This window comes from Cyanobium sp. Candia 9D4 (assembly GCF_024346155.1).
Lineage (GTDB): Bacteria > Cyanobacteriota > Cyanobacteriia > PCC-6307 > Cyanobiaceae > Cyanobium > Cyanobium minutissimum.
In genome coordinates this window covers 28,729-49,942 of record NZ_JAGQCK010000015.1, presented here as the reverse complement: position 1 = coordinate 49,942, position 21,214 = coordinate 28,729, and the positions used below count along the sequence as shown (strand labels likewise).

At 70.1% G+C, this 21,214-nt stretch carries 15 protein-coding genes and 1 pseudogene; 8 read left to right on the top strand and 8 right to left on the bottom strand.

Translation table 11 applies throughout. The features are described from left to right. Nucleotides 1–266 (top strand): annotated as a pseudogene (locus KBZ08_RS16090) (photosystem II D2 protein (photosystem q(a) protein)); the annotation flags it as partial. A 495-nt stretch (nt 267–761) separates the two neighbouring features. On the opposite strand, the gene KBZ08_RS16565 reads toward KBZ08_RS16090, so the two are convergent. The 5 genes from KBZ08_RS16565 to KBZ08_RS16065 are packed head-to-tail and all read right to left on the bottom strand — an operon-like array spanning nt 762 to nt 9,249. Next, on the bottom strand, nt 762–2,801 hold the full coding sequence (locus tag KBZ08_RS16565) for an acyltransferase family protein (protein WP_254974250.1): 2,040 nt from the start codon (nt 2,799–2,801) through the stop codon (nt 762–764). Then, a complete protein-coding gene (locus tag KBZ08_RS16080) occupies nt 2,798–3,787 on the bottom strand; it encodes a lysylphosphatidylglycerol synthase transmembrane domain-containing protein (RefSeq protein WP_254974248.1) in 990 nt (329 codons plus the stop codon). The genes KBZ08_RS16565 and KBZ08_RS16080 overlap by 4 nt, the downstream gene beginning before the upstream one ends. A 4-nt stretch (nt 3,788–3,791) precedes the next feature. Continuing rightward, on the bottom strand, nt 3,792–5,195 hold the full coding sequence (locus KBZ08_RS16075) for a glycosyltransferase (RefSeq protein ID WP_254974247.1): 1,404 nt from the start codon (nt 5,193–5,195) through the stop codon (nt 3,792–3,794). Further along, nucleotides 5,192–7,687 carry a glycosyltransferase family 39 protein gene (locus tag KBZ08_RS16070; protein WP_254974245.1) on the bottom strand — a complete coding sequence of 832 codons (2,496 nt, stop codon included), beginning with the start codon at nt 7,685–7,687 and terminating at the stop codon, nt 5,192–5,194. Before KBZ08_RS16070 ends, KBZ08_RS16075 begins: the two co-directional genes overlap by 4 nt. Further along, the gene (locus KBZ08_RS16065; protein WP_254974243.1) at nt 7,684–9,249 is read right to left on the bottom strand and encodes a glycosyltransferase family 39 protein; all 1,566 of its coding nucleotides are present in this window, start codon (nt 9,247–9,249) and stop codon (nt 7,684–7,686) included. The genes KBZ08_RS16070 and KBZ08_RS16065 overlap by 4 nt, the downstream gene beginning before the upstream one ends. Nucleotides 9,250–9,376: 127 nt before the next feature. On the opposite strand from KBZ08_RS16065, the gene KBZ08_RS16060 reads away from it, so the two are divergent. The 5 genes from KBZ08_RS16060 (at nt 9,377) to KBZ08_RS16040 (ending at nt 17,997) form a co-directional block, all read left to right on the top strand. Next, a complete protein-coding gene (locus KBZ08_RS16060; RefSeq protein ID WP_254974240.1) occupies nt 9,377–11,119 on the top strand; it encodes an iron uptake porin in 1,743 nt (580 codons plus the stop codon). 207 nt (nt 11,120–11,326) lie between these two features. Further along, nucleotides 11,327–13,147 (top strand): iron uptake porin, encoded by a 1,821-nt coding sequence (locus tag KBZ08_RS16055; protein WP_254974237.1) that lies wholly within the window; start codon nt 11,327–11,329, stop codon nt 13,145–13,147. A gap of 207 nt (nt 13,148–13,354) precedes the next feature. Beyond that, a complete protein-coding gene (locus tag KBZ08_RS16050) occupies nt 13,355–15,112 on the top strand; it encodes an iron uptake porin (protein WP_254974235.1) in 1,758 nt (585 codons plus the stop codon). Nucleotides 15,113–15,363: 251 nt separating this feature from the next. Further along, the gene (locus tag KBZ08_RS16045; protein ID WP_106223023.1) at nt 15,364–17,133 is read left to right on the top strand and encodes an iron uptake porin; all 1,770 of its coding nucleotides are present in this window, start codon (nt 15,364–15,366) and stop codon (nt 17,131–17,133) included. A 168-nt stretch (nt 17,134–17,301) separates the two neighbouring features. Next, complete coding sequence (locus KBZ08_RS16040; protein WP_254974232.1) at nt 17,302–17,997, top strand: J domain-containing protein; 696 nt, start codon at nt 17,302–17,304, stop codon at nt 17,995–17,997. Nucleotides 17,998–18,011: 14 nt separating this feature from the next. Here KBZ08_RS16040 and KBZ08_RS16035 read toward each other — a convergent pair whose 3' ends face one another. After that, nucleotides 18,012–18,257: an NAD(P)H-quinone oxidoreductase subunit O gene (locus tag KBZ08_RS16035; RefSeq protein ID WP_106223021.1), complete on the bottom strand. Its 246-nt coding sequence runs from the start codon at nt 18,255–18,257 to the stop codon at nt 18,012–18,014. A gap of 77 nt (nt 18,258–18,334) precedes the next feature. Between KBZ08_RS16035 and KBZ08_RS16030 the strand changes: the two genes are divergently transcribed. Then, a complete protein-coding gene (locus KBZ08_RS16030; protein ID WP_254974230.1) occupies nt 18,335–19,270 on the top strand; it encodes a TIGR01777 family oxidoreductase in 936 nt (311 codons plus the stop codon). Here the strand turns inward: KBZ08_RS16030 and KBZ08_RS16025 are convergent. Further along, nucleotides 19,227–19,487: a hypothetical protein gene (locus tag KBZ08_RS16025; RefSeq protein WP_106223019.1), complete on the bottom strand. Its 261-nt coding sequence runs from the start codon at nt 19,485–19,487 to the stop codon at nt 19,227–19,229. The genes KBZ08_RS16030 and KBZ08_RS16025 overlap by 44 nt on opposite strands. Before the next feature lie 74 nt (nt 19,488–19,561). Between KBZ08_RS16025 and KBZ08_RS16020 the strand changes: the two genes are divergently transcribed. Beyond that, entirely contained in the window at nt 19,562–20,776 is a 1,215-nt protein-coding gene (locus KBZ08_RS16020; protein WP_254974228.1) for a lipid-A-disaccharide synthase-related protein, read from the top strand. Here KBZ08_RS16020 and KBZ08_RS16015 read toward each other — a convergent pair. Further along, nucleotides 20,769–21,185 (bottom strand): hypothetical protein, encoded by a 417-nt coding sequence (locus KBZ08_RS16015; protein ID WP_015110465.1) that lies wholly within the window; start codon nt 21,183–21,185, stop codon nt 20,769–20,771. The genes KBZ08_RS16020 and KBZ08_RS16015 overlap by 8 nt on opposite strands. Nucleotides 21,186–21,214: the final 29 nt, after the last annotated feature.

The following is a 21,214-nucleotide window of genomic DNA, read 5'->3' as shown; positions in this document are numbered from 1 at the left end:
GCTGGCTGCACTTCTTCATGCTGTTCGTGCCGGTGATGGGTCTGTGGACCAGCAGCATCGGCATCATCGGCCTGGCCCTCAACCTGCGGGCCTACGACTTCGTGAGCCAGGAGATCCGCGCAGCGGAAGATCCTGAATTCGAGACGTTCTACACCAAGAACATCCTGCTCAACGAAGGTCTGCGTGCCTGGATGGCGCCTGCCGACCAACCGCACGAAAACTTCATCTTCCCTGAAGAGGTTCTGCCCCGCGGCAACGCTCTCTGATTCCTTTTCCATGGATCTCGAGCCCCCTCCATGGGGGCTTTTTTCATGGCCCCCCGGTGATCGCCGCCCGCCTGAGGCTGCAAAAGCTGGCTACGATGGCGTCGTTCCGTCAGCAGTGACGTGGTGATCGACGGAAACGCCTGATCGGAGAGCGCCGCAATGTCTGGCCCGGTCCCACCGGTCGCCGCCGCCACGGCGGCGGCCAGTGGTCCCCCGGAGCCTTGGCCATGCCGGTGCCTGTCCGACCTCGGCCGTCTTCCGTCCTTGCCGCAGGCGTCGCCGGCTGGCATCCAACCCACAGGAGGAGGTGTCCATGACCCCAAGTTGTCCCATCCAGGGTCTGCTGATCGCGGAGAATGCCGGCTGATCACGGCCGCTGACTCCTGATCCATCGGTTCCGCGCCAGAGCGGACCCGGCGAGAGCCCCCGAGCCCGTGGCCCAGGTCGTCCTGGTACCCCACGGACTCGGGGGCATCGTTCATGTTGACCCGGGCCTCAGCTCCCCTCCGCCCCTGTCCCCGGAGTCATGAGCACGTTCCGGATCAGCGGCGCGGCGAGCTGGACGGCCTGCGTCGAGGGATGGGAATGCTCGTCCCGGTACAGGATCTCGCCACCCCGGGCCCGATAGGTGCAGTCCCCCTCGGGGCAGAACAGATCGAACAGGTCCACCACCTGCAGCTTGCCCTGGGCCTGCAGATCCCCCAGCACCTCGTCGAGCGGTTGGCGTCGCCGCAGGGATTCCACCCGGTCCGGCATCAGGCAGGGGCCGCCGAAGGGGGAGAACCACTGGGGCACGGCACTGGCGGGGTGGCAGTTGGCCTCCCGGGCGAAGGGCAGGCCGTTGAGCACCGCCAGGCGCACGCCGCGCCGCGCCAGGCTGGCGGAGAAGTCGCTGAGGCCCACCCTCAGGGTCTGCAGGATCAGCCGGCTGCCCGGCCCCTGGCTGGGGGGCGAGAACATCACCATGTCGTTGACCAGGAACACCCAGTCGCCGGGGCGCAGCTGCGCCACCAGCCCCGGCACCACCCGGTTCCAGTAGGCGCGGTTGGTGGCGGCGAACGGGCCGCCCCCGCCGAGGGCGGCGAAGTTGCCCACCGGGGAGGCGGCCCAGGCCGAGGTGATCGTCACCGCGTACCCGTCCCGGGCCACCAGCTCGTCGAAGGCGCCGGCGAAGGAGGCCGAGAAGGAATTGCCCACCACCAGCACCCGGTGGCGGGCCGTGGCGAAGTCCCCGAGGGTGCAGTCCTCGATGGTGATGGTCTTGTCCGCTTCGCCGTCGTTGGCCAGGACGCAGGGGGATCCCTGCCAGGTGCCGGAGGCACCCGCCACCCGATAGGGATCCACAAGCGATTCCACCCCCATGCCGGCAGGGATCGGGTTGCGGCCGGCGTAGAGGCTGAACGGGGGCAGGTTGTCGGCACCGATCAGCAGCCCCGCCCCGGCGGCCAGGCCGCCCACCCCGATGGCGATCGTCCGGTCCCGCCGCGGCGCCCAGCTGGCCTGTCTCAGGGGCCTTTCCACCCAGCGGTAGGAGACCAGCGACAGGAGCACCATCAGGCCGATCTGGAACGGCAGCGACCACCAGTGCAGGCCGATCGTCCAGCGGCTCAGGGAGAGCACCCCCCAGTGCCAGAGGTAGAGGGAGTAGGAGATCAGCCCCACCTGCACCAGGGCCGGCAGGCTGAACAGCCGGTACGCGGCGGTCCCCTGCCGCAGGCTGGCGATCAGCAGCGTGGTCAGGAGCACGGCGGCCACCGTGGCCGGAACCGCCCAGGCCAGCGGCAGCAGCATCACCCCCACCAGGCCCAGGACGGCCGGCAGCGGTGGCAGGCGGCCCAGGCCCCTGGCGGCGGCCGGCCAGACGTCGCCGAGGCAGAACAGCAGGCAGCCTGCCCCCATCTCCCACAGGCGCGGCGGCATCAGGAAATAGGCGGCGGCCTGCTGGGTGGGATAGAGCTGGACGAAGGCGATCAGGGACGCCAGCGAGGCCACGCCCATCACGCCGAAGAGGGCCCTGTGGCCTCCGGCTCCCGGGCGGGCGAAGCCCGTCAGCCAGGCCACCAGCGGCAGCAGCAGGTAGACCTGCTCCTCCACCCCCAGCGACCAGGTGTGGGTGAAGGGGTTGAGTTTGGTGGCGGTGCCGAAGTAGTCGGTGGCCTGCCCGTGCAGGTAGATGTTGGAGAAGCCGAACAGGGCACTGATCCCCGTGCGCAGGGCCGTGTGGGGGCGGGGGATCACCAGGCAGGAGAGGATCCCCACCACCACCACGAAGACCAGCAGGGCCGGCACCAGCCGCTTCAGGCGCCGGCTGTAGAAGCCGAGCAGCAGATCCCCCAGGGAACGGGCCGGACGGCGGGTCAGGGAGGCGGTGATCACGAAGCCGGAGATCACGAAGAAGATGTCCACCCCCAGGTAGCCGCTGGGCAGCAGCCGGTCGTCGATGTGGTTGAGGATCACGGCCACCACGGCCAGGGCCCGCAGGCCGTCGATCTCGGCCCGGTAGCCGGCCCCGGGGGAGAGGGGGGTGTCGCTCACGCCGCCATCGCCTCGCCACCGTCCCGATGGCGGCCCAGCACCACCAGACCCACCGCAGTGGGCAGCAGCACGGTGCACACCCGCAGCACCAGGGTGACCGCCAGCGCCGTCGGCCGGTCGACGCCGAAGGCCACCGCCAGGCCGATGGCCGTGGCCTCCGCGGTGCCGACCCCCGCCGGCAGGAAGGAGAGGACCCCGCCCAGGGCCATGGCGGTGCGGATCACGGCGGCCTGGGTGAGGGCCAGGGGATCCCCCTGCAACTGCAGCAGGCCCATCAGCGCCGACGCCTCGATCAGCCACACCAGGGCCGCCAGGGCGGTGCCCACCAGCAGGGGCCAGGGGCGCAGCAACCGCCGCAGCCGGCCCATCGCCCCGAGGGCCTCCCGCAGCAGCCGGGTCAGTCCGTGCCAGCGCCGGTGGGCCGGCAGCCGGTCGAGGAAGGCCTCCAGGCGCCGCAGGGCGGCCGGATGGGTGAGCAGCCAGGCGCCGAGGCCCAGGGTCGCCCCGCCCGCCGCCAGGGCCGGCAGGATCCGCCCCCCGAGCCCCCAGGCCAGCACCAGCAGGGCTCCGGCCAGGTCGGCCACCCGCTCCGCCAGGGTCACCCCCACGCCGACCTGCATCGGGATGCCGTGGCGGCGCTGCAGCCACAGCCCCCGCAGGGCCTCGCCGCTGCGGCCGGGGGCGGCGACCAGGGCCAGGCCGGCGACGTAGATCCGGCTGCTGGGCCGCCAGGCCAGGGGGTGTCCCAGCTGGCGGAGGTAGAACTGCCAGCGCTGGAACAGCAGCAGATAGCCCGTGGCCACCAGGGCCGGCACCAGCAGCCAGCACCACCAGGGCAGCGCCCCCAGGGAGCGCACCACATCGGCGAAACCGAACCAGATGCTGAGCCCCAGGTAGAGCGCCAGGGTCACCACCAACCCCAGGAACCAGCGCTTCCTCATCGGCGGCGTCGCCGCCGGCGGGGCGGAACCGGGACGGACAGCCACAGGCTCACGGGGTGAAGCGCAGCTTCTGGGCCGCATACAGACACATCCTTGCCAGGATCAGTCCCTCCTTCACATGGGCGATGTTGGAGCTGCCGTAGCTGCGCTCCTGATAGCGCACCGGCACCTCGACGATCTTGAGGTTCAGCTTGGCCGCGCCGAAGAGCAGATCGAAGTCGCCGAAGGGGTCGAAGTCGCCGAAGTAGGCCCGCCCGGCCTTGAGGCGCTCGTAGTCGGCCTTCCAGATCACCTTGGTGCCGCAGAGGGTGTCCTTGAGCCGCTGGCGCAGCAGCCAGGAGAAGGCGGCCGCGAAGAAGCGGTTGGCGGCGGTGTTCAGCGGCGGCATGGCGGCGCTGCTGCGGGGGTACACCAGCCGGCAGCCGTTGACGAACTCCCCCCGGCCCTCGGCGAGGGCCTTGTAGAACCGGGGCAGATCCTCGGGACGCACGGTGAGGTCGGCGTCGAGGATCATCAGCACCTCCCCCTCGGCCTGGTCGAAACCCAGCCAGACGGCGTCAGCCTTGCCGCGGCCGCTCTGGCGCAGGGCCCGCAGCTGCAGCGGCCCGCTGTAGGAGCCGCAGACCCGCTCGATCTCCGCCCAGGTGGCATCGGAGGAGTGGCCTTCCACGAACAGCACCTCGGTGGCTGACCCCAGCAGGGGCATGCGCTCGATGGCGGCGGCGATGTTGCCGGCTTCGTTGCGGGCCGGGATCACCACGCTGACGCTGGGGCGGCGCTGGGCCGGGGTGGCGGGCCGGGCCACCAGCCAGTGGGTCAGCCCGAACTGCTCCAGCACGGGCAGCTGGCTCAGCCAGCGGTTGGCCAGAGGGGCGAGCAGGGGGATCCGGCGGGGCAGCAGGCAGCGGTGCCCCTGCTTGAGCACCTCCCAGCCGGCCAGGTCGAGCAGATTCTGGACGTCGCGGGGGGTGAGCCAGCTCTCGGGGGGCTGGGGCTGACGCAGGCGCAGCCCTTCCGCCGCCTTGAGCAGGGGCTGCCACAGCCAGTTGTGGAAACTCACCACCAGCCGGGTGCGGTCATGGCAGAACGCCGCCAGCCGCTCCAGCACCCCCTGCACGTCCTCGAGGGTGTTGAGGGTGTTGGCCAGCAGGATCACATCGAAGGGGGCGCTCTCCCCGATCGCCTCCGGGTCGATGGTCGCCGCTTCGGCGCAGACGATCCGCAGGTTGGGGTGGGCCGCCCGGGCGGCGGCGGCGATGGCGGGGTCGCGCTCGATGCCCACCCCGTGGCCCGGGTGGGTGGCCGCCAGCAGATCGCCCAGGCCGCAGCCGATCTCGAGCACCCGCAGCCCCGGGGCGACCAGCAGCTGGTGCAGCCGGTTCAGGTCCTCGTAATAGGCGCGGTTGCGGCGGTGGAACCGCTGCAGTCCCTCCGGCTGGAGCGTGCCGTTCATCGCAGCAGGGCCAGGGTGCCCGCCACATCGAGCCGCAGGCCGCGGGCCACGGCCCGCAGCGTCCGCAGGGTGCGGTTGCCGGGGTCGAGGCGGGCGGCGGCATCGAGGGCCACCTGGGCCTGGCCTGGGTGGAAGCGGTAGAGCTGCACGAAGCCGAGGGCCATCAGGGCATGGGGATTGGTGGGTTCGAGGGACACGATGCGCTGCAGCGTGTCGACGGCCCCATCGGCGTGCCGCTGCAGCGCCTGGGCCAGGGCCAGACCATAGAGGTCCTCCAGACCGGCTTCCCCGGGGTCGGCGTCAGTCTCCTGCAGCCTGGCCCGCAGCAGCCGCTCCCCCTGGGAGAGATAGACCTGCTGGGGGTCCCTCTGGTTGATCTGCCCCACCTGCCGGAACAGCCGGTCCAGATCGCCGGCCCGCAGCAGCCGGCCGAGTGCGACCAGCTGGTCGATCCGGTTGGGGGGCGCCCCAACGTCCATGGGCTGGGAGGCGCCCCCGCCGGCCACCGTCAGGGTCAGGGGGGCGCTGCGCAGGGCCAGCGGCCGCCCCTGGCGGTCGAGGGCCCGGGCCCGCAGCCGGTAGGACCCGTCGGGCAACCCGCCCGGCACCACCAGGGCCAGCCGTTCGCGCACCTCCAGGCATCCCCCGGGGGCGGCGCGCACCATGCCCTGGCCGATGCCGCGGTCATGGCGCCAGGCGGGGCCCGTCCCGGTGGCAAGCGGGCCGGAGGCGGCCGACGGCTGGGGCAGCCAGTCGAGCAGCAGCAGGCCGTCCCGCAGCTCGGCTGCCGGCCCCCGCAGCCGGCTCACCAGCACCGCCCTGCTGCCCGGCCGCAGGGGGGGCGGCGGTTCGACGGCCAGGCTCAGGGCCAGGTCCCCCCTCGGCCCGCACGCCACCGGGACCACCTCCAGGCCCAGGTCCCGGCGCCCGAAGAGCTCGGCCCTGCTGCCATCCGGCAGGGGCCAGCTCCCGACGGCCTTGAAGGCGGGTGATCGCCGCACCAGGCCGTCGAGGGCGGCCTGGCGCTCGTCGCTCATCACCCCCTGGTCGCCCCCCTTGAGCAGGAACCAGTCGAAGCCGGCCAGGTCGCCGTCCAGCTGGTCGACGGGGGCCACGGTCTGGCGGGCGGCGACGCGGAACGTCTGGCGGCGCCCTTCGGCGTCCAGGTTGAAGGCGTTCAGCCCCTGGCTGTCGGGCAGCACCGCCAGGGTGGAGAGCTGGTGGGGACTGCGCTGGCGGATCGTGGCCACGATCGCCTCCAGGGGCCAGGGGGGGCCGGCGACGGGCGGCCGCGGCGGAAAGGCGGTCGGATTGGCCGCCAGGGCGAACTGGCTGGCCAGCGCCCCCCAGATCCCGATTCCCACCACCGCCAGCCTCCAGACGGGCGTCCAGCGGCCGGCGGCCGAGGCCAGCACGGTCCCCAGGCCAAGGCACAGCTGGGGAACCAGGGGCAGGACGAAGCGGAAGTCCTTGGTGCTCATCAGGGTGGCCAGCAGCAGGGCACCGAGCGGAAAGCTCAGCCACCAGGCGAGTCGCTGCCAGGGCAGGACGGCCGCAGGGGTGCCGCGTCGCTGCCAGCGGCGGAGCGCCCCGCCCGCCACCACCACCGCCACCAGGCCGGCCCCGGCCATGGTGGGCAGCAGGCGGGGGTAGAACAGCCAGCCCGCCAGGGTGTTCGCCTCCAGACCGTCCTGATACAGGACGCCCCACTGGCGGGCCTTGTTGACCGTGGAGAGGATCGTCAGCCAGTTCTGGCTCCACCAGGGCCAGGCCACGGCCGTCGCCGCCGCCGCCGCCAGCAGTGCCTCGGCCAGCCGCCCGAAACGGGCCCGGGGGCCCGGCCGGCCCCGCCGCAGCAGGGGCGCGATGGCCCGCCAGGCCAGGCCCAGCAGGGGCAGCCAGAGCATCACCAGGCCGGTGGGGCGGGTCAGAAAGACCGCCCCGAGCCCCAGCCCGCCCCCCAGGCTCCAGAGCCAGGGCTGCCGCGGGCGGCCCAGCACCCGCACCGTCAGCAGCCACCAGGTGGCCGTGAGCACGGCCGTGAGGCTGAAATCGATCAGGTAATCGCTGCGCTGGTTCAGCAGGGCCGGTGCGACGGCGCACAGGAAGGCGGCCCAGAGGCCGGCGGCCCGACCGTGGGCCAGGCGGCCCAGGCCGTAAAGGCTGCCCAGGAGCAGGGCCTGGAAGAGGCTGTTGGAGAGGATGGCGCTGCCATACCCCGGCCCCAGCAGGCTGAAGACCGGTGCCGTCACCAGATAGGTGAACGGCCCCCGGTAGGTGGGGGTCTCGGCCCAGAGCCGTTGCCACCAGAGCGGATCGAAGGGCGCCGCCTCCCCGAGCACCTGCCAGACCCCCAGGGCCCGGCTCAGGTGTTCCCCCTGGTCCCAGGCCGGCGGCTGGGCGTGGCGCTGCAGCCAGAGCACATCCAGCACCACCCCCGCCAGCCACAGCCCCAGCAGGATCCACCCGTCCCGGCCCCTTGCCCGTCTCATCGGGCCGCCCCCGGAGCCTGGGCCAGCACCCAGGGCTCCAGCTCCGGGGCCTGCAGCCGCACGGGCCATCCCGACGGCAGCTCCCGGCGTCGGATCCACACCCGCTCCCCGGGGAGCACCCGCTCCGCCGGACCGATGCGGGCTGTGAGCCGGGGGCTGGCCAGGGCCACCAGGATCAGCCCGGCATGCTCCTCGCCGCTGAGGGGGACACCGGCCACCGCCGCGATCGGCCCGGCCGCCAGGGCCGCCCTGGCCTCAGGGCGCTCCAGGGCCTGCCGTTGCCGGGGGCTGCGATCGGTGAACAGGCCGGCCTGCACCAGCAGGGCCAGGGCCAGCCAGGGGCCGATCAGCAGGGCTCCCAGCCGGCGGGAGCCAGGGCGGCACCAGGGCACCAGGGCCCAGGCCAGGCCAAGGCACCCCGCCGCCACGGCGAATCGCTGGGGAGACGGGTGCAGGTCTGCCACCGCGTTGGCCACCAGGCGGCCGGCCGGGGTTCCGGGCCAGAGCACCGCCAGCGACGCCAGGACCAGCACCAGTCCCACCCCCCCGAAGCCGAGGGTCGCCCCCCGGGCCCAGCGACCGGCGCCGGCGCCCCAGGAGCGCAGGCCGGCCGTGGCCGCCAGGGCGATGAACGGGGTGAGCTGGAGGCCGTAGTAGGGGGTCTTGGTGCGGAAGGCGCTGAGCAGCAGCAGCATGAGCAGCGGGTAGAGCAGCAGGAGCAGGCGCCGGGGCCGCTCCAGGGGCCCGGCCAGCCAGCCCCACCAGCCCGCCAGGGCCAGCAGGATCCAGGGGAAGGTGTTGGCCGGCAGGTTCCAGAGGTAATAGAGGGGGCCGGCGCTGTAGACGTCGCTTTCGGAGAGGTAGAGCAGCTTCTGCCACAGGCCCGCCACCACCGGCAGGCCCAGCACCCGGAGGCTCAGGCCCAGCCACAGCGCCACCGGCAGCCATCCCAGGACGAGGCCGAGCCAGAAGGCCGGCCGCCGCAGCAGGGCCCGGCGCTCCAGCAGCAGGAAGGGCAGCAGGGCCAGCACGGGCAGGGCCACCATGAAGCCCTTGATCAGGAAGGCCGGGCCGATCCAGGCACCGGTCAGGAAGGACCAGGGCTTCTGCGGCGCTTCGCCGGCCCGCAGCAGGGCCACGATGCCCAGCAGTTCCAGGGCCAGCAGCGGCATGTCCTGGCTGGCCAGATGGGCGTAGTCGAGCCAGAGGGGGGTGAGGGCCAGCACGGCCGCGGCCAGCCAGCCGGCGCCGTCCCCGTCCAGCAGCCGTCGGGCCAGGTCGGCCGTGAGCAGCAGGCAGGCCACGGCGGCGACCAGGGACGGCAGATGGGCCGACCAGGACCCCACCCCCGGCAGCCGGCCGGCCGCGGCGATCAGCCAGGGCAGGCCGATGCTGCGATCGAACACCACCTGGTCCCACCAGGGAGGGCCCAGCCACTGGCCGCTCTGGGCGATCCAGCGGGCCTGCAGGGCGTAGTAGCCCTCGTCGTGGGCCAGGAAGCTGCGCGGCGCCGCCGTCAGCAACAGGGGCAGAAAGGGCAGCGACGCCCACAGGGCCTTCATGGGCGGCACTCTGGCAGCACCCCCGGGTACCGGACGTTGTGCTTTCTGGCACATGGTGACTGGATGGTCCTGGTCCCGTGCGGGATCCTTCGTTTGGCGCATTGCGCCGCTTCCGTGTGAGGAACCCATGAAACTCTTCCAGCAACTGCTGGTTGCTCCTGCAGCTCTCGGCCTGCTCGCCCCCGTGGCGGTCCAGGCGGCTGAGCTCAACATCGACGGCGTCAACAAGTACGCCTCCGAGGAGCAAGTCACCAGCATCAACCAGTTCTCCGACGTCAAGCCCACCGACTGGGCCTACCAGGCGCTCTCGAACCTGATCGAGCGCTACGGCTGCGTCGCCGGCTACCCGAACGGCACCTACAAGGGCGGCCAGGCCATGACCCGCTACGAAGCGGCGGCCCTGCTGAACGCCTGCCTCGACCGGATCACCGAGGTGACCGACGAGCTCAAGCGCCTGATGGCCGAGTTCGAGAAGGAACTCGCCGTGCTGCGCGGCCGGGTGGATGGCCTGGAGGCCAAGGTGGGCGAGCTCGAAGCCACCCAGTTCTCCACCACCACCAAGCTGACCGGTAAGGCCACCTTCATCATGGGGGCCAACAGCTACGGCGGTAACGCCCAGGTGAGCCCCGCCGCTTCCCTGCTCACCGGCGTGCCCGCCTTCGTGACCGGTCCCTTCGGTCCCCTCGGCCCGGTCGTCCCCAACACCTGGCAGAACCAGGCCCGTCAGACCCAGGGCGCCACGGCGTTCAACTACGACATCCAGCTCAACTTCGACACCAGCTTCACCGGCAAGGACCTGCTCCGCACCCGTCTGCGGGCCGGTAACTTCGCCCAGTCGCCCTTCGGCGGCCCCACCGTCGGCCTGAACGCCACGGAAGCCGGCTTCGAAGAATTCTGCGGCCTGGGTGTCGACTGCGGTGACGTGGTCGCCATCAACCGCCTCTTCTACCAGTTCCCCCTCGGCAGCAACTTCACTGCCACCATCGGTGGTCGCGTCCGTCAGGACGACATGCTGGCCGTCTGGCCGTCCGCCTACCCGGCTGACACCGTCCTCGACATCTTCACCTACGCCGGTGCTCCCGGCACCTACAGCCTGAACCTCGGTGCTGGTGGTGGTCTGTGGTGGAAGAGCGGCGGCTTCAGCATCAGCGCCAACTACGTCTCCGCCAACGGTGACGTGGGCAACCCGATCGCCGGCACGGCGAACTGCGGTGGCATCGGCAACGCCTGCTCCTCCCAGACCGGTACGGCCCAGGTGGCTTACACCGGCTCCAATTGGGGCATCGCGGCGGCCTACACCTACTCCTCGGGTGGTGCCGGCACCTACGGCGGCAACGCCACGCCTCTGGCCAACACCCTGTTCCTGAACTCGGCGGCCACCAACTCGGTGGGCATCAGCGCCTACTGGCAGCCCAGCAACTCCGGCTGGATCCCCTCCATCAGCACCGGCTGGGGCATCAACCGCAACCAGTTCAACGGCACCAGCTTCGTGGATGGCGGCCTCGTCTCCACCACCGGCATCACCAACGCCACCAGCCAGTCCTGGTACGTCGGTCTGCAGTGGGATGACGTGTTCATCAAGGGCAACTCCGCCGGTATGGCCGTCGGTCAGCCCACCTTCCTGACCGCCGTCAGCGGTGGCAACCCCGTCTTCGGTGGCCCCGCCGCCGCGACCGCCATCGTCGATGGCAACTACGCCTGGGAGTGGTGGTACAAGTTCCAGGTCACCGACAACATCAGCGTGACCCCGGCGCTCTACTACCTGAGCGCTCCCCTGGGCCAGGTCTCCAAGAACGTTGGCGCGATCGGAACCACCGGTACCGATTTCAACAACTTCGGCGGCTTCATCAAGACCACCTTCAAGTTCTGATCCTTCGGGATTCACTTCTCTCACAATTTCCTCAAACTCGCCCGGCTGCAATGCAGTCGGGCTTTTTTGTGTGTTGTCGAACCTGCTGACTTGGGTGCTTGATCGATCGTTACCTGAGCCTGACTTGCTGCTTGCAGGGCAAGAAACAGGACCTATACTTCGCGGTGTTCCGGCATGGAACAGCACTCCTTATTGTGTGAGGAATCCATGAAGCCCTTCCAGCAGCTGCTGGTTGCTCCTGCCGCTCTCGGCCTGCTCGCCCCCGTGGCGGTCCAGGCGGCCGAGCTCAACATCGACGGCGTCAATAAGTACGCCTCCGAGGAGCAGGTCACCAGCATCAACCAGTTTTCCGACGTCAAGCCCACCGACTGGGCCTACCAGGCGCTTTCGAACCTGATCGAGCGCTACGGCTGCGTCGCCGGCTACCCGAACGGCACCTACAAGGGCGGCCAGGCCATGACCCGCTATGAAGCGGCGGCCCTGCTGAACGCCTGCCTCGACCGGATCACCGAGGTGACCGACGAGCTGAAGCGCCTGATGGCCGAGTTCGAGAAGGAACTCGCCGTGCTGCGCGGCCGGGTGGATGGCCTGGAGGCCAAGGTGGGCGAGCTGGAGGCCACCCAGTTCTCCACCACCACCAAGCTGACCGGTAAGGCCACCTTCATCATGGGGGCCAACAGCTACGGCGGTAACGCCCAGATCGTTCCGGTGCCTGGGGTCTTCCTGCCGGCCGTTCCCAACGATCCGGCCTCCGTCCTGCTGCCCGCCAGCCTGGTCGGGGCCGGTGCCGTGATTCCTTCCTTCGTGCCCGGGGCCTTCGGGGCGAACCCCGCCGGCTTCGGCTACGTGCCCAACACCTGGGCGAACCAGGCCCGCCAGACCCAGGGCGCCACGGCGTTCAACTACGACATCCAGCTCAACTTCGACACCAGCTTCACCGGCAAGGACCTGCTCCGCACCCGCCTGCGGGCCGGTAACTTCGCCCAGGGTCCCTTCGGCCAGCCGGTCGTCGGCCTGAACGCCACCGAAGCCGGTTTTGAGGAGAACTGCGGCCTGGGTGTCGACTGCGGTGACGTGGTCGCCATCAACCGCCTCTTCTACCAGTTCCCCCTCGGCAGCAACTTCACCGCCACCATCGGTGGTCGCGTCCGTCAGGACGACATGCTGGCCGTCTGGCCGTCCGCCTACCCGGCTGACACCGTCCTCGACATCTTCACCTACGCCGGTGCTCCCGGCACCTACAGCCTGAACCTCGGTGCTGGTGGTGGTCTGTGGTGGAAGAGCGGCGGCTTCAGCATCAGCGCCAACTACGTCTCCGCCAACGGTGACGTGGGCAACCCGATCGCCGGCACCCCCAACTGCGGCGGCATCGGTAACGCCTGCTCCGCCCAGACCGGTACCGGCCAGATCGCTTACACCGGCTCCAACTGGGGCATCGCGGCGGCCTACACCTACTCCTCGGGTGGTGCCGGCCTCTACACCGGCAACGGCACGCCGCTGGCCACCATCTTCCAGACCAACGCCGCCGCCACCAACTCGGTGGGCATCAGCGCCTACTGGCAGCCCACCAACTCCGGCTGGATCCCCTCGATCAGCGCCGGCTGGGGCATCAACCGCAGCAACTACAACGGCACCACCAACCTCAACGGCGCCGCGAACCTCGTCTCCACCACCGGCATCACCAACGCCACCAGCCAGTCCTGGTACGTCGGTCTGCAGTGGGATGACGTGTTCATCAAGGGCAACTCCTTCGGCATGGCCGTGGGTCAGCCCACCTTCCTGACGTCCGTCAGCGCCGGTCCCGCCGTCTTCGGTGGTCCCGCGGCCGCCACCGCCATCGTCGATGGCAACTACGCCTGGGAGTGGTGGTACAAGTTCCAGGTCACCGACAACATCAGCGTGACCCCGGCGCTCTACTACCTGAGCGCTCCCCTGGGTCAGGTCTCCAAGAACGTCGGTGCGATTGGTCCTGTGGGATCCGATTTCAACAACTTCGGCGGCTTCATCAAGACCACCTTCAAGTTCTGATTCGTCAGAGCCCTTTCCTCACACCCTCCTCGTTCCCTTGCCCGGCTGCTCTGCAGCCGGGCTTTTTCTTTGCCGATCCCGGATGGGGTTACCAGGCGATGTTCCCATCGTTACCTCCACCCGTGACCACTCCCCGTTCCCATCCATCCCCGACGGATAAGTTCTGGTCTCCCCTGTCGGGGATTCCTCTTTTTGGTGTGAGGACCAATGAAACCCTTCCAGCAATTCCTGCTGGCGCCGGTGGCCCTTGGGCTGCTGTCGCCGCTTGCCGCTTCGGCCGGCGAGATCTCCCCGTCCCAGCGGGCGGAGATCTCCACCTATATGGAGCAGCAGAACATTGACAGCTTCAAGGCCTGGGAAGCCCAGAACCAGGTCACCAGCATCAACCAGTTTTCCGACGTCAAGCCCACCGACTGGGCCTACCAGGCGCTCTCGAACCTGATCGAGCGCTACGGCTGCGTCGCCGGCTACCCGAACGGCACCTACAAGGGCGGCCAGGCCATGACCCGCTATGAAGCGGCGGCCCTGCTGAACGCCTGCCTCGACCGGATCACCGAGGTGACCGACGAGCTGAAGCGCCTGATGGAGGAGTTCGAGAAGGAACTCGCCGTGCTGCGCGGCCGGGTGGATGGCCTGGAGGCCAAGGTGGGCGAGCTGGAGGCCACCCAGTTCTCCACCACCACCAAATTGCAGGGTGAAGCCACGTTCGTGATCGGCGCCAACAGCTTCGGCGGCAACCAGAGCCTGCCGAATCCCGCCGTCGGTGTGCCGGCCGCTGCGGCCAACGCCTTCCCCGCCAACAACCGGCGCAACTGGGGCGCCACGGTGTTCAACTACGACATCCGCCTCAACTTCCTCACCAGCTTCACCGGCAAGGACCTGCTGTACACCCGTCTGCGCAGCGGCAACGCCAACAACAGCCCCTTCAACGGCCAGCCGTACAACCTGATGGCGCTGGACAAGCTCACGGCGCCCACGGCCGGGGCCGACACCGTCTTCATCGACCGCCTGTACTACCGCTTCCCGATCGGCCGCGACTTCACCGCCATGATCGGCCCGAAGGCCCGCGCCACCGAGTTCCTGGCGATCTCCCCCTGGTTCTACAAGTCCGAGATCCTCGACGTCTTCACGCTCCACGGGGCTCCCGGCGCCTACAACAAGGCCACCGGCTCCACCTTCGGCCTGATGTGGAAGCAGAACGTTCCCAAGGGCAAGCCTTACGTCGCGATCTCCACGGCCTACGTCGCCCCCGTGGCTGACAACGGCAACCCCAGCCAGGGGGGCCTGCTGAACGAACGCAGCCGCGGCACCTGGACGACCCAGGCCGGCATCGCCGGCAAGCAATGGCGTTTCGCCGTCGCCTGGAGCTACGTCCAGTGCGGCCAGAACTTCCGCCGCGGCACCTCTTTTGCCCAGCCGGCGGTCGGCTGCCCCAGCATCAACAACAACTTCCTGGGTTCGGAGGCCTACGGCAACAGCGCCGCCTACGCCAACAACTTCGCCACCACCTTCGCGTGGCAGCCCAGGAAGAGCGGCTGGATCCCCTCGATCAGCCTGGGCTGGGGCTATAACGCCCTCACCCAGCCGGCGCTGAACCCTGTCCTGGCCCGGATCAACGGCATCAATGTGCCGGTGCGCGACACCGTGCCGACCTCCAACCAGTCGGCCAACCGGGGCGCCAGCCAGTCCTGGAGTGTGGGCCTGCAGTGGACCGACGTGTTCGCCAAGGGCAACGAGGCCGGCATGGCGGTGGGCCAGCCGGTGTTCACCACCTCGCTGCGTAACGGCGAGACCCCCCAGGACGGCAACTTCGTCTGGGAGTGGTGGTACAAGTTCCAGGTCACCGACAACATCAGCGTGACCCCGGCCCTGTTCTATCTGAGCCGCCCCAACGGCCAGTTCACCACCGCCGGCCAGTCGAGCAGCGTGCTCGGCGGCCTGGTCCAGACCCAGTTCCGGTTCTGATCCTTCGACTTCCCTCCTCACAGCGCTCCGGCCCCCCTCCACGGGGGGCTTTCCCTCTCCCGGTTGCTCACCACGGCCGCCCTGTCAGGACCTTGCCCGGTCCTTTCCTTCTTCTGACAGCAAGGATCATCGGGGTTTCCATGTCAGCTGCAATACCAGCCGGTGTAATCCGGCCTTTCTTCCGGGCAGGCGGATTCCTATACCTTTGCGCCGTCCCCTCCGGGGGATTCCTCTTTTTGGTGTGAGGACCAATGAAACCCTTCCAGCAATTCCTGCTGGCGCCGGTGGCCCTTGGGCTGCTGTCGCCACTTGCCGCTTCGGCCGGCGAGATCTCCCCGTCCCAGCGGGCGGAGATCTCCACCTATATGGAGCAGCAGAACATTGACAGCTTCAAGGCCTGGGAAGCCCAGAACCAGGTCACCAGCATCAACCAGTTCTCCGACGTCAAGCCCACCGACTGGGCCTACCAGGCGCTCTCGAACCTGATCGAGCGCTACGGCTGCGTCGCCGGCTACCCGAACGGCACCTACAAGGGCGGTCAGGCCATGACCCGCTATGAAGCGGCGGCCCTGCTGAACGCCTGCCTCGACCGGATCACCGAGGTGACCGACGAGCTGAAGCGTCTGATGGAGGAGTTCGAGAAGGAACTCGCCGTGCTGCGCGGCCGGGTGGATGGGCTGGAGGCCAAGGTGGGCGAGCTGGAGGCCACCCAGTTCTCCACCACCACCAAGCTCCAGGGTGATGCGGTCTTCGTGATCGGCTCCAACAGCTTCGGTGGCAACCAGGGCCTGCCGAACCCCGCCGTCGGTGTACCGGCCGCTGCGGCCAACGCCTTCCCCGCCAACAACCGGCGCAACTGGGGCGCCACGGTGTTCAACTACGACATCCGCCTCAACTTCCTCACCAGCTTCACCGGCAAGGACCTGCTGTACACCCGTCTGCGCAGCGGCAACTTCAACAACAGTCCCTTCGGCGGCCAGCCGTACAACCTGATGGCGCTGGATCGCGCCTTCTCCCCGGTCGGTGGAGCTGACGTCGTCAACATCGACCGTCTCTACTACCGCTTCCCGATTGGCCGCGACTTCACCGCCCTGGTCGGCGCCCGGGCCCGGAACACCGAGTTCCTGGCGATCACACCCTGGTTCTACAACGGTGGCATCCTTGATGTCTTCACGCTGCACGGGGCTCCCGGCGCCTACAACAAGGCCACCGGTTCCACCTTCGGCCTGATGTGGAAGCAGAACGTCAAGAAGGGCAAGCCCTTCTTCGCGATCTCCACGGCCTACGTCGCCCCCAACGGCGACAACGGCAACCCCAACCAGGGGGGCCTGCTGAACGAGCGCAGCCGCGGCACCTGGACGACCCAGGCTGGTTTCGCCGGCAAGAACTGGCGCTTCGCCTTCGCCTGGAGCTACGTCCAGTGCGGCCAGAACTTCCGCCGCGGCACCTCCTTCGCCCAGCCGGCGGTTGACTGCCCCAACATCAACAACAACTTCCTGGGTTCGGAGAACTTCGGCACCAACGCCTCCTACTCCAACAACTTCGCCACCACCTTCGCGTGGCAGCCCAAGAAGAGCGGCTGGATCCCCTCGATCAACCTGGGCTGGGGCTACAACGCCCTCACCCAGCCCCAGCTGAACCCCCAGACCGCCCTGCTGCGCGTCGGGGCCACGTCGGTGCGGGTGCCGACCTTCGACACGGTGCCGACCTTCAACCAGTCGGCCAACCGGGGCGCCAGCCAGTCCTGGAGTGTCGGCCTGCAATGGGCCGATGCGTTCGTCAAGGGCAATGCCCTCGGCATGGCCGTGGGTCAGCCGGTGTTCGCCACCTCCCTGCGCAACGGCCAGACGCCCCAGGACGGCAACTTCGTCTGGGAATGGTGGTACCGGTTCCAGGTCACCGACAACATCAGCGTGACCCCTGCGCTCTTCTACCTGAGCCGCCCCAACGGCCAGTTCACCACCGCGGGCCAGTCGAGCAGCGTGCTCGGCGGCCTGGTCCAGACCCAGTTCCGGTTCTGATTCGCCGGGGTCCCCATCGGTCCCTCCAGATCGGCGCTCCTTTCTCCTCACCGTTCCTCACAACTCCGCGCCCCCCTCTCCAGGGGGGCTTTTTCATGGCTGGGTGCCGGCGGGTCCCGTCCGGGCGTTCCCATCGGCGATGCTGGATCCAGATGGCGCCGTCAGCGCATGGCCAGGACCTCCGCCGACCATTACGCCATCCTCGGGGTCACGCCTGGGGCCACCACCGCCGAAATCAAGGCGGCCTACCGGGCCCTCGTCAAACGCCATCACCCGGACGCCGGCGGTGACCCGCGCACGATCCTGGCCCTGAATGCGGCCTGGGAGGTGCTGGGCGACGGGGACCGGCGCCGCCATTACGACCATGGCGCCGGCGTCGGCGTGCCGGCGCACACCGCCGCTGGCGGTGCCGCGACGGCCAGGGGGCCAGCGGCGGCTCGCCATCGCGGCGTCGGGGCCGCCAGTGACGAGGAGCTGCTGGGCTGGCTCCAGCAGGTGTACGTGCCGATCGACCGGCTGATCGGGCAGGTGATCAATCCCTTCCCGGCCCAGCTGCGCTCCCTGGCCGCCGACCCCTACGACGACGCGCTGATGGAGGCGTTCTGCGCCTTCCTCGACCAGAGCCGGCAGCGCATGGAGAAGGTGGAGGCCCTCTACCGCTCCCGGGCCTGCCCAGCGGCGGCCAAGGGTTTCGGCCTCAGCCTCTACCACTGCCTCAGCCAGGTGCAGGATGCCCTGGTGGAGCTGGAGCGCTACACGATTGGCTATGTCGACAGCTACCTCCATGACGGCAAGGAGATGCTGCGGGAGGCCAGGCTGCGCCGCAGCCGGCTGAAGGAGGAACGGCGCCGGGTGGAGCTCTAGGCGGCGAGGGAGCCCTAACCGGCGGGCATGGCCTCGAGCTGGTCGAGCCGCAGCCACACGTCGGGGACCGGCAGGCGCCAGCGCAGCTGGGCGTGCTCCCCCTGGATCGCCAGGATCTCTCCGGGCCCCTCGAACAGGTAGCCGGGGGGCACCGGGTCGCTCGCGCCGGCCTCCAGGCTGTTGGTGTAGGCGATTCGGTTCACCCTGACCAGGGCACCCTTTTTCAGGCTCGGGGGAGCGGCAGGCGCGGACTCAGCCATCGTCGGGAGGTGGGATCAGCCCAGGTTAGGGCCGCCGGAACCTAACCTCGGCACTGGTTTTCGCTGGAACGGTGGGCATGCGACTGCTTCTGCTCGGATGCACCGGTTTCGTCGGCCGGGAGCTGGTGCCGTTCCTGCTCAACCTCGGCCACCAGCTCACCCTGGTCAGCCGTCGTCCCCGGCCCGACAGCGAGGCGGCCGACCCCCGGCTCATCACCCTCTGCTTCGATCCGTCCGACCCGGCCAGCTGGAACCAGCCGGCGCTGCTGGAGGCCCTGGAAGCGGCCGATGGGGTCGTCAACCTGGCGGGGGAGCCGATCGCCGATCAGCGCTGGACCCCGGCCCACCGCCAGCGCCTGCTCGACAGCCGCATCGGCACCACCACCCAGCTGGTGCGGGCGATGACGGCCCTGGCCACACCGCCCCGGGTGCTGGTGAACGGCTCGGCTGTGGGGTACTACGGCACCAGCCTCGAGGCCGCCTTCACGGAGGCCAGCCCCCCCGGCGACGATTTCCTGGCCCGCCTCTGTGCCCGCTGGGAAGCCGCCACCCAGGTCGCCCCCGAGGCCTGCCGCCTCGTGGTGCTGCGTGTGGGCATCGTGCTCGGCCCCGACGGGGGCGCCCTCGGCAAGATGCTGCCCGTGTTCCGGGCCGGTTTCGGCGGGCCGGTAGGCAGCGGCCAGCAGTGGATGAGCTGGATCCACCGCCACGACCTCTGCCGGCTGATCGTCACCGCCCTGGAGGACGACGCCTACGCCGGCCCCTACAACGCCGTGGCCCCGGAGCCCACCCGCATGGGGATCTTCGCCTCCGGCCTCGGCCGTGCCCTCGGCCGGCCCAGCCTGCTGCCGGTGCCCGGCCCCCTGCTGCAACTGCTGCTCGGCGATGGTGCCGCCGTGGTGCTCGAAGGCCAGCAGGTCCGCCCCGAGCGGCTGCTGGCCCAGGGCTTCCACTTCCAGTACCCGGACCTCAGCTCTGCCCTCGCCGCTGCCACCAGCCCAACCCGCCGCTGAGCAGGGCCGCCGCCATCAACAGGCCGATGGCCGGCGTGAACAGGGGCTGCCACAGCCGCTGGAAGAGCTCCAGGGGCCCATCCAGCCGCTGGCCGTGCAGCACCACCGCCACGGCGAAGAACAGGGCCCCGGCCAGCACCAGGAAGACGTCGGCCACCAGCACGACATCGAGAACGCGGCGCACCTGCGCGACGGGGCCGGTGGGGGGAGTGCTCATGCCGGAGGGGTGAGCCGGGAGGGGGAAATCCCCGGTGAGCCCAAACCTAAACTCGACCGTGCTTGGTGTTCCGTGTGCCCCTTTCCCCTGCTCCCAGGATCCTGCTGATCAGCAACGGCCATGGGGAGGATCTCAATGGGGGATTGATCGCCGATGGCCTGCGCCAGTGCGATCCGGGACTGGAACTGGCGGCCCTGCCGATCGTGGGTGCCGGAACGGCCTACGGGCGCCGCGGCATTCCCCTCCTCTACGCGGGCCGCACCCTGCCGTCCGGGGGCATGGTGTACCAGGGCCTGAACCTCTGGAAGGACCTGGCGGCGGGCTGGCTGCAGCAGAGCCTGGCCCAGCTCTGGACCGCCTGGCGCCAGGGCCGCCGCTTCGACCTGGTGGTCAGCATCGGCGACCACGTGCCGCTGATCTTCGCCCTGCTCACCGGACGGCCGACGGTGGTGTTCCTGGTCTCCACCTCCAGCTACTACGAGGGCCGGCTGCGGCTGTCCGCCCTCACCCGCTGGTGCTGCCGGCGGCGGCGGGTACGGGTGGTGCTCACGCGCGATGCCTTCACCGCCACCGACCTCCAGGCCCAGGGCCAGGCCAAGGCCCTGTTCCGCGGCTACCCGATCATGGATCTGCCGCCACCGGACCCCGGCCAGGTGGCCCGGCTGCCGGGCACCCGCACCCTGGCGCTGGTCCCCGGCAGCCGCTTCCCGGAGGCCCTCCACAACCTGGTGCTGATGCTGCGGCTCTGCGGCCAGCTGGGCGAACGGGCCGGGGAGGGTCCCTGGCGCTTCCTGGTGGCGGTGGTGGAGAGCCCCCACTGGCGGAACCTGGGACCCCTGGCGGCGGCGGTCGGCTGGCAAATGGACGGCGGCGTGCTCCGCTCCGCCGGCGGTGACCTCGAGGTGCGGCTGCTGCCGGGGGCCCTGCCCTCGATCCTGGCCGCCAGTGACCTGGTGGTGGGCATGGCCGGCACCGCCGTGGAGCAGGCGGTGGGCTTCGGCCTGCCGGTGGTGCAGCTGGTGGGCCGGGGCCCCCAGTTCAGCTATGCCTTCGCCGAATCCCAGATGCGGCTGCTGGGTCCCACGGTCCACACCGTGGGGCGGCGACCGGCCGACACCGGCGATCTGCGGGAGGCCGCCGGCCTGATCCAGCGCCTGCTGGCCGACCCCGACCTGCCCCGGCGCTGCGCCCAGGCCGCCCTGGAGCGGGTGGGCCCGCCGGGGGGCTCCCGGCGCATCGCCGAGACCGTGATCGCGGCCCTGACCCAGGGGCGGCCGGAACTCAGCTGAGCCAGGCCTTCACCTTCTCCAGGGCCTGCCAGCCCGGGCGCCGCTGCAGGCCGTCGGCGATCGAGCCCTGCAGTTCCTCGGCCAGTTCCGGGGCCATCAGCATCACCCGCTTGACCATCTCGATGTGCTCCCGCACCCCCTTGGCGCCGGTTTCCAGCATCGCCACGCTCAGGTTGATGCGCGCCTGGGGATCCTGGGGGTTGAGCTTCACCGCGTTGCGGGCTGAGGGCAGGGCCGCCTGGGGCTGGTCGAGCAGCAGCTGCAGCCAGGCCAGACAGGTCCAGCCCGCCGACTGGCGCGGCTCCTGGGCCGTGATCTGCAGGAACTCGTCGATCAGCTCCTCGGGCGCGGCCCCCTGCTGGTAGCGGGCGATGGCCTGGTCGAAGCGGGACTCCTGCGGGGCCGTCATGGCGGCGGGGGGGGGTGGGATGGGGATCG

Coding starts and splice junctions, on each gene's coding strand:
- KBZ08_RS16075 (WP_254974247.1), bottom strand. CDS start 5,195: ATGAACGGCACGCTCCAGCCGGAGGGACTGCAGCGGTTCCACCGCCGC.
- KBZ08_RS16070 (WP_254974245.1), bottom strand. CDS start 7,687: ATGAGACGGGCAAGGGGCCGGGACGGGTGGATCCTGCTGGGGCTGTGG.
- KBZ08_RS16065 (WP_254974243.1), bottom strand. CDS start 9,249: ATGAAGGCCCTGTGGGCGTCGCTGCCCTTTCTGCCCCTGTTGCTGACG.
- KBZ08_RS16060 (WP_254974240.1), top strand. CDS start 9,377: ATGAAACTCTTCCAGCAACTGCTGGTTGCTCCTGCAGCTCTCGGCCTG.
- KBZ08_RS16055 (WP_254974237.1), top strand. CDS start 11,327: ATGAAGCCCTTCCAGCAGCTGCTGGTTGCTCCTGCCGCTCTCGGCCTG.
- KBZ08_RS16050 (WP_254974235.1), top strand. CDS start 13,355: ATGAAACCCTTCCAGCAATTCCTGCTGGCGCCGGTGGCCCTTGGGCTG.
- KBZ08_RS16045 (WP_106223023.1), top strand. CDS start 15,364: ATGAAACCCTTCCAGCAATTCCTGCTGGCGCCGGTGGCCCTTGGGCTG.
- KBZ08_RS16040 (WP_254974232.1), top strand. CDS start 17,302: ATGGCCAGGACCTCCGCCGACCATTACGCCATCCTCGGGGTCACGCCT.
- KBZ08_RS16035 (WP_106223021.1), bottom strand. CDS start 18,257: ATGGCTGAGTCCGCGCCTGCCGCTCCCCCGAGCCTGAAAAAGGGTGCC.
- KBZ08_RS16030 (WP_254974230.1), top strand. CDS start 18,335: ATGCGACTGCTTCTGCTCGGATGCACCGGTTTCGTCGGCCGGGAGCTG.
- KBZ08_RS16025 (WP_106223019.1), bottom strand. CDS start 19,487: ATGAGCACTCCCCCCACCGGCCCCGTCGCGCAGGTGCGCCGCGTTCTC.
- KBZ08_RS16015 (WP_015110465.1), bottom strand. CDS start 21,185: ATGACGGCCCCGCAGGAGTCCCGCTTCGACCAGGCCATCGCCCGCTAC.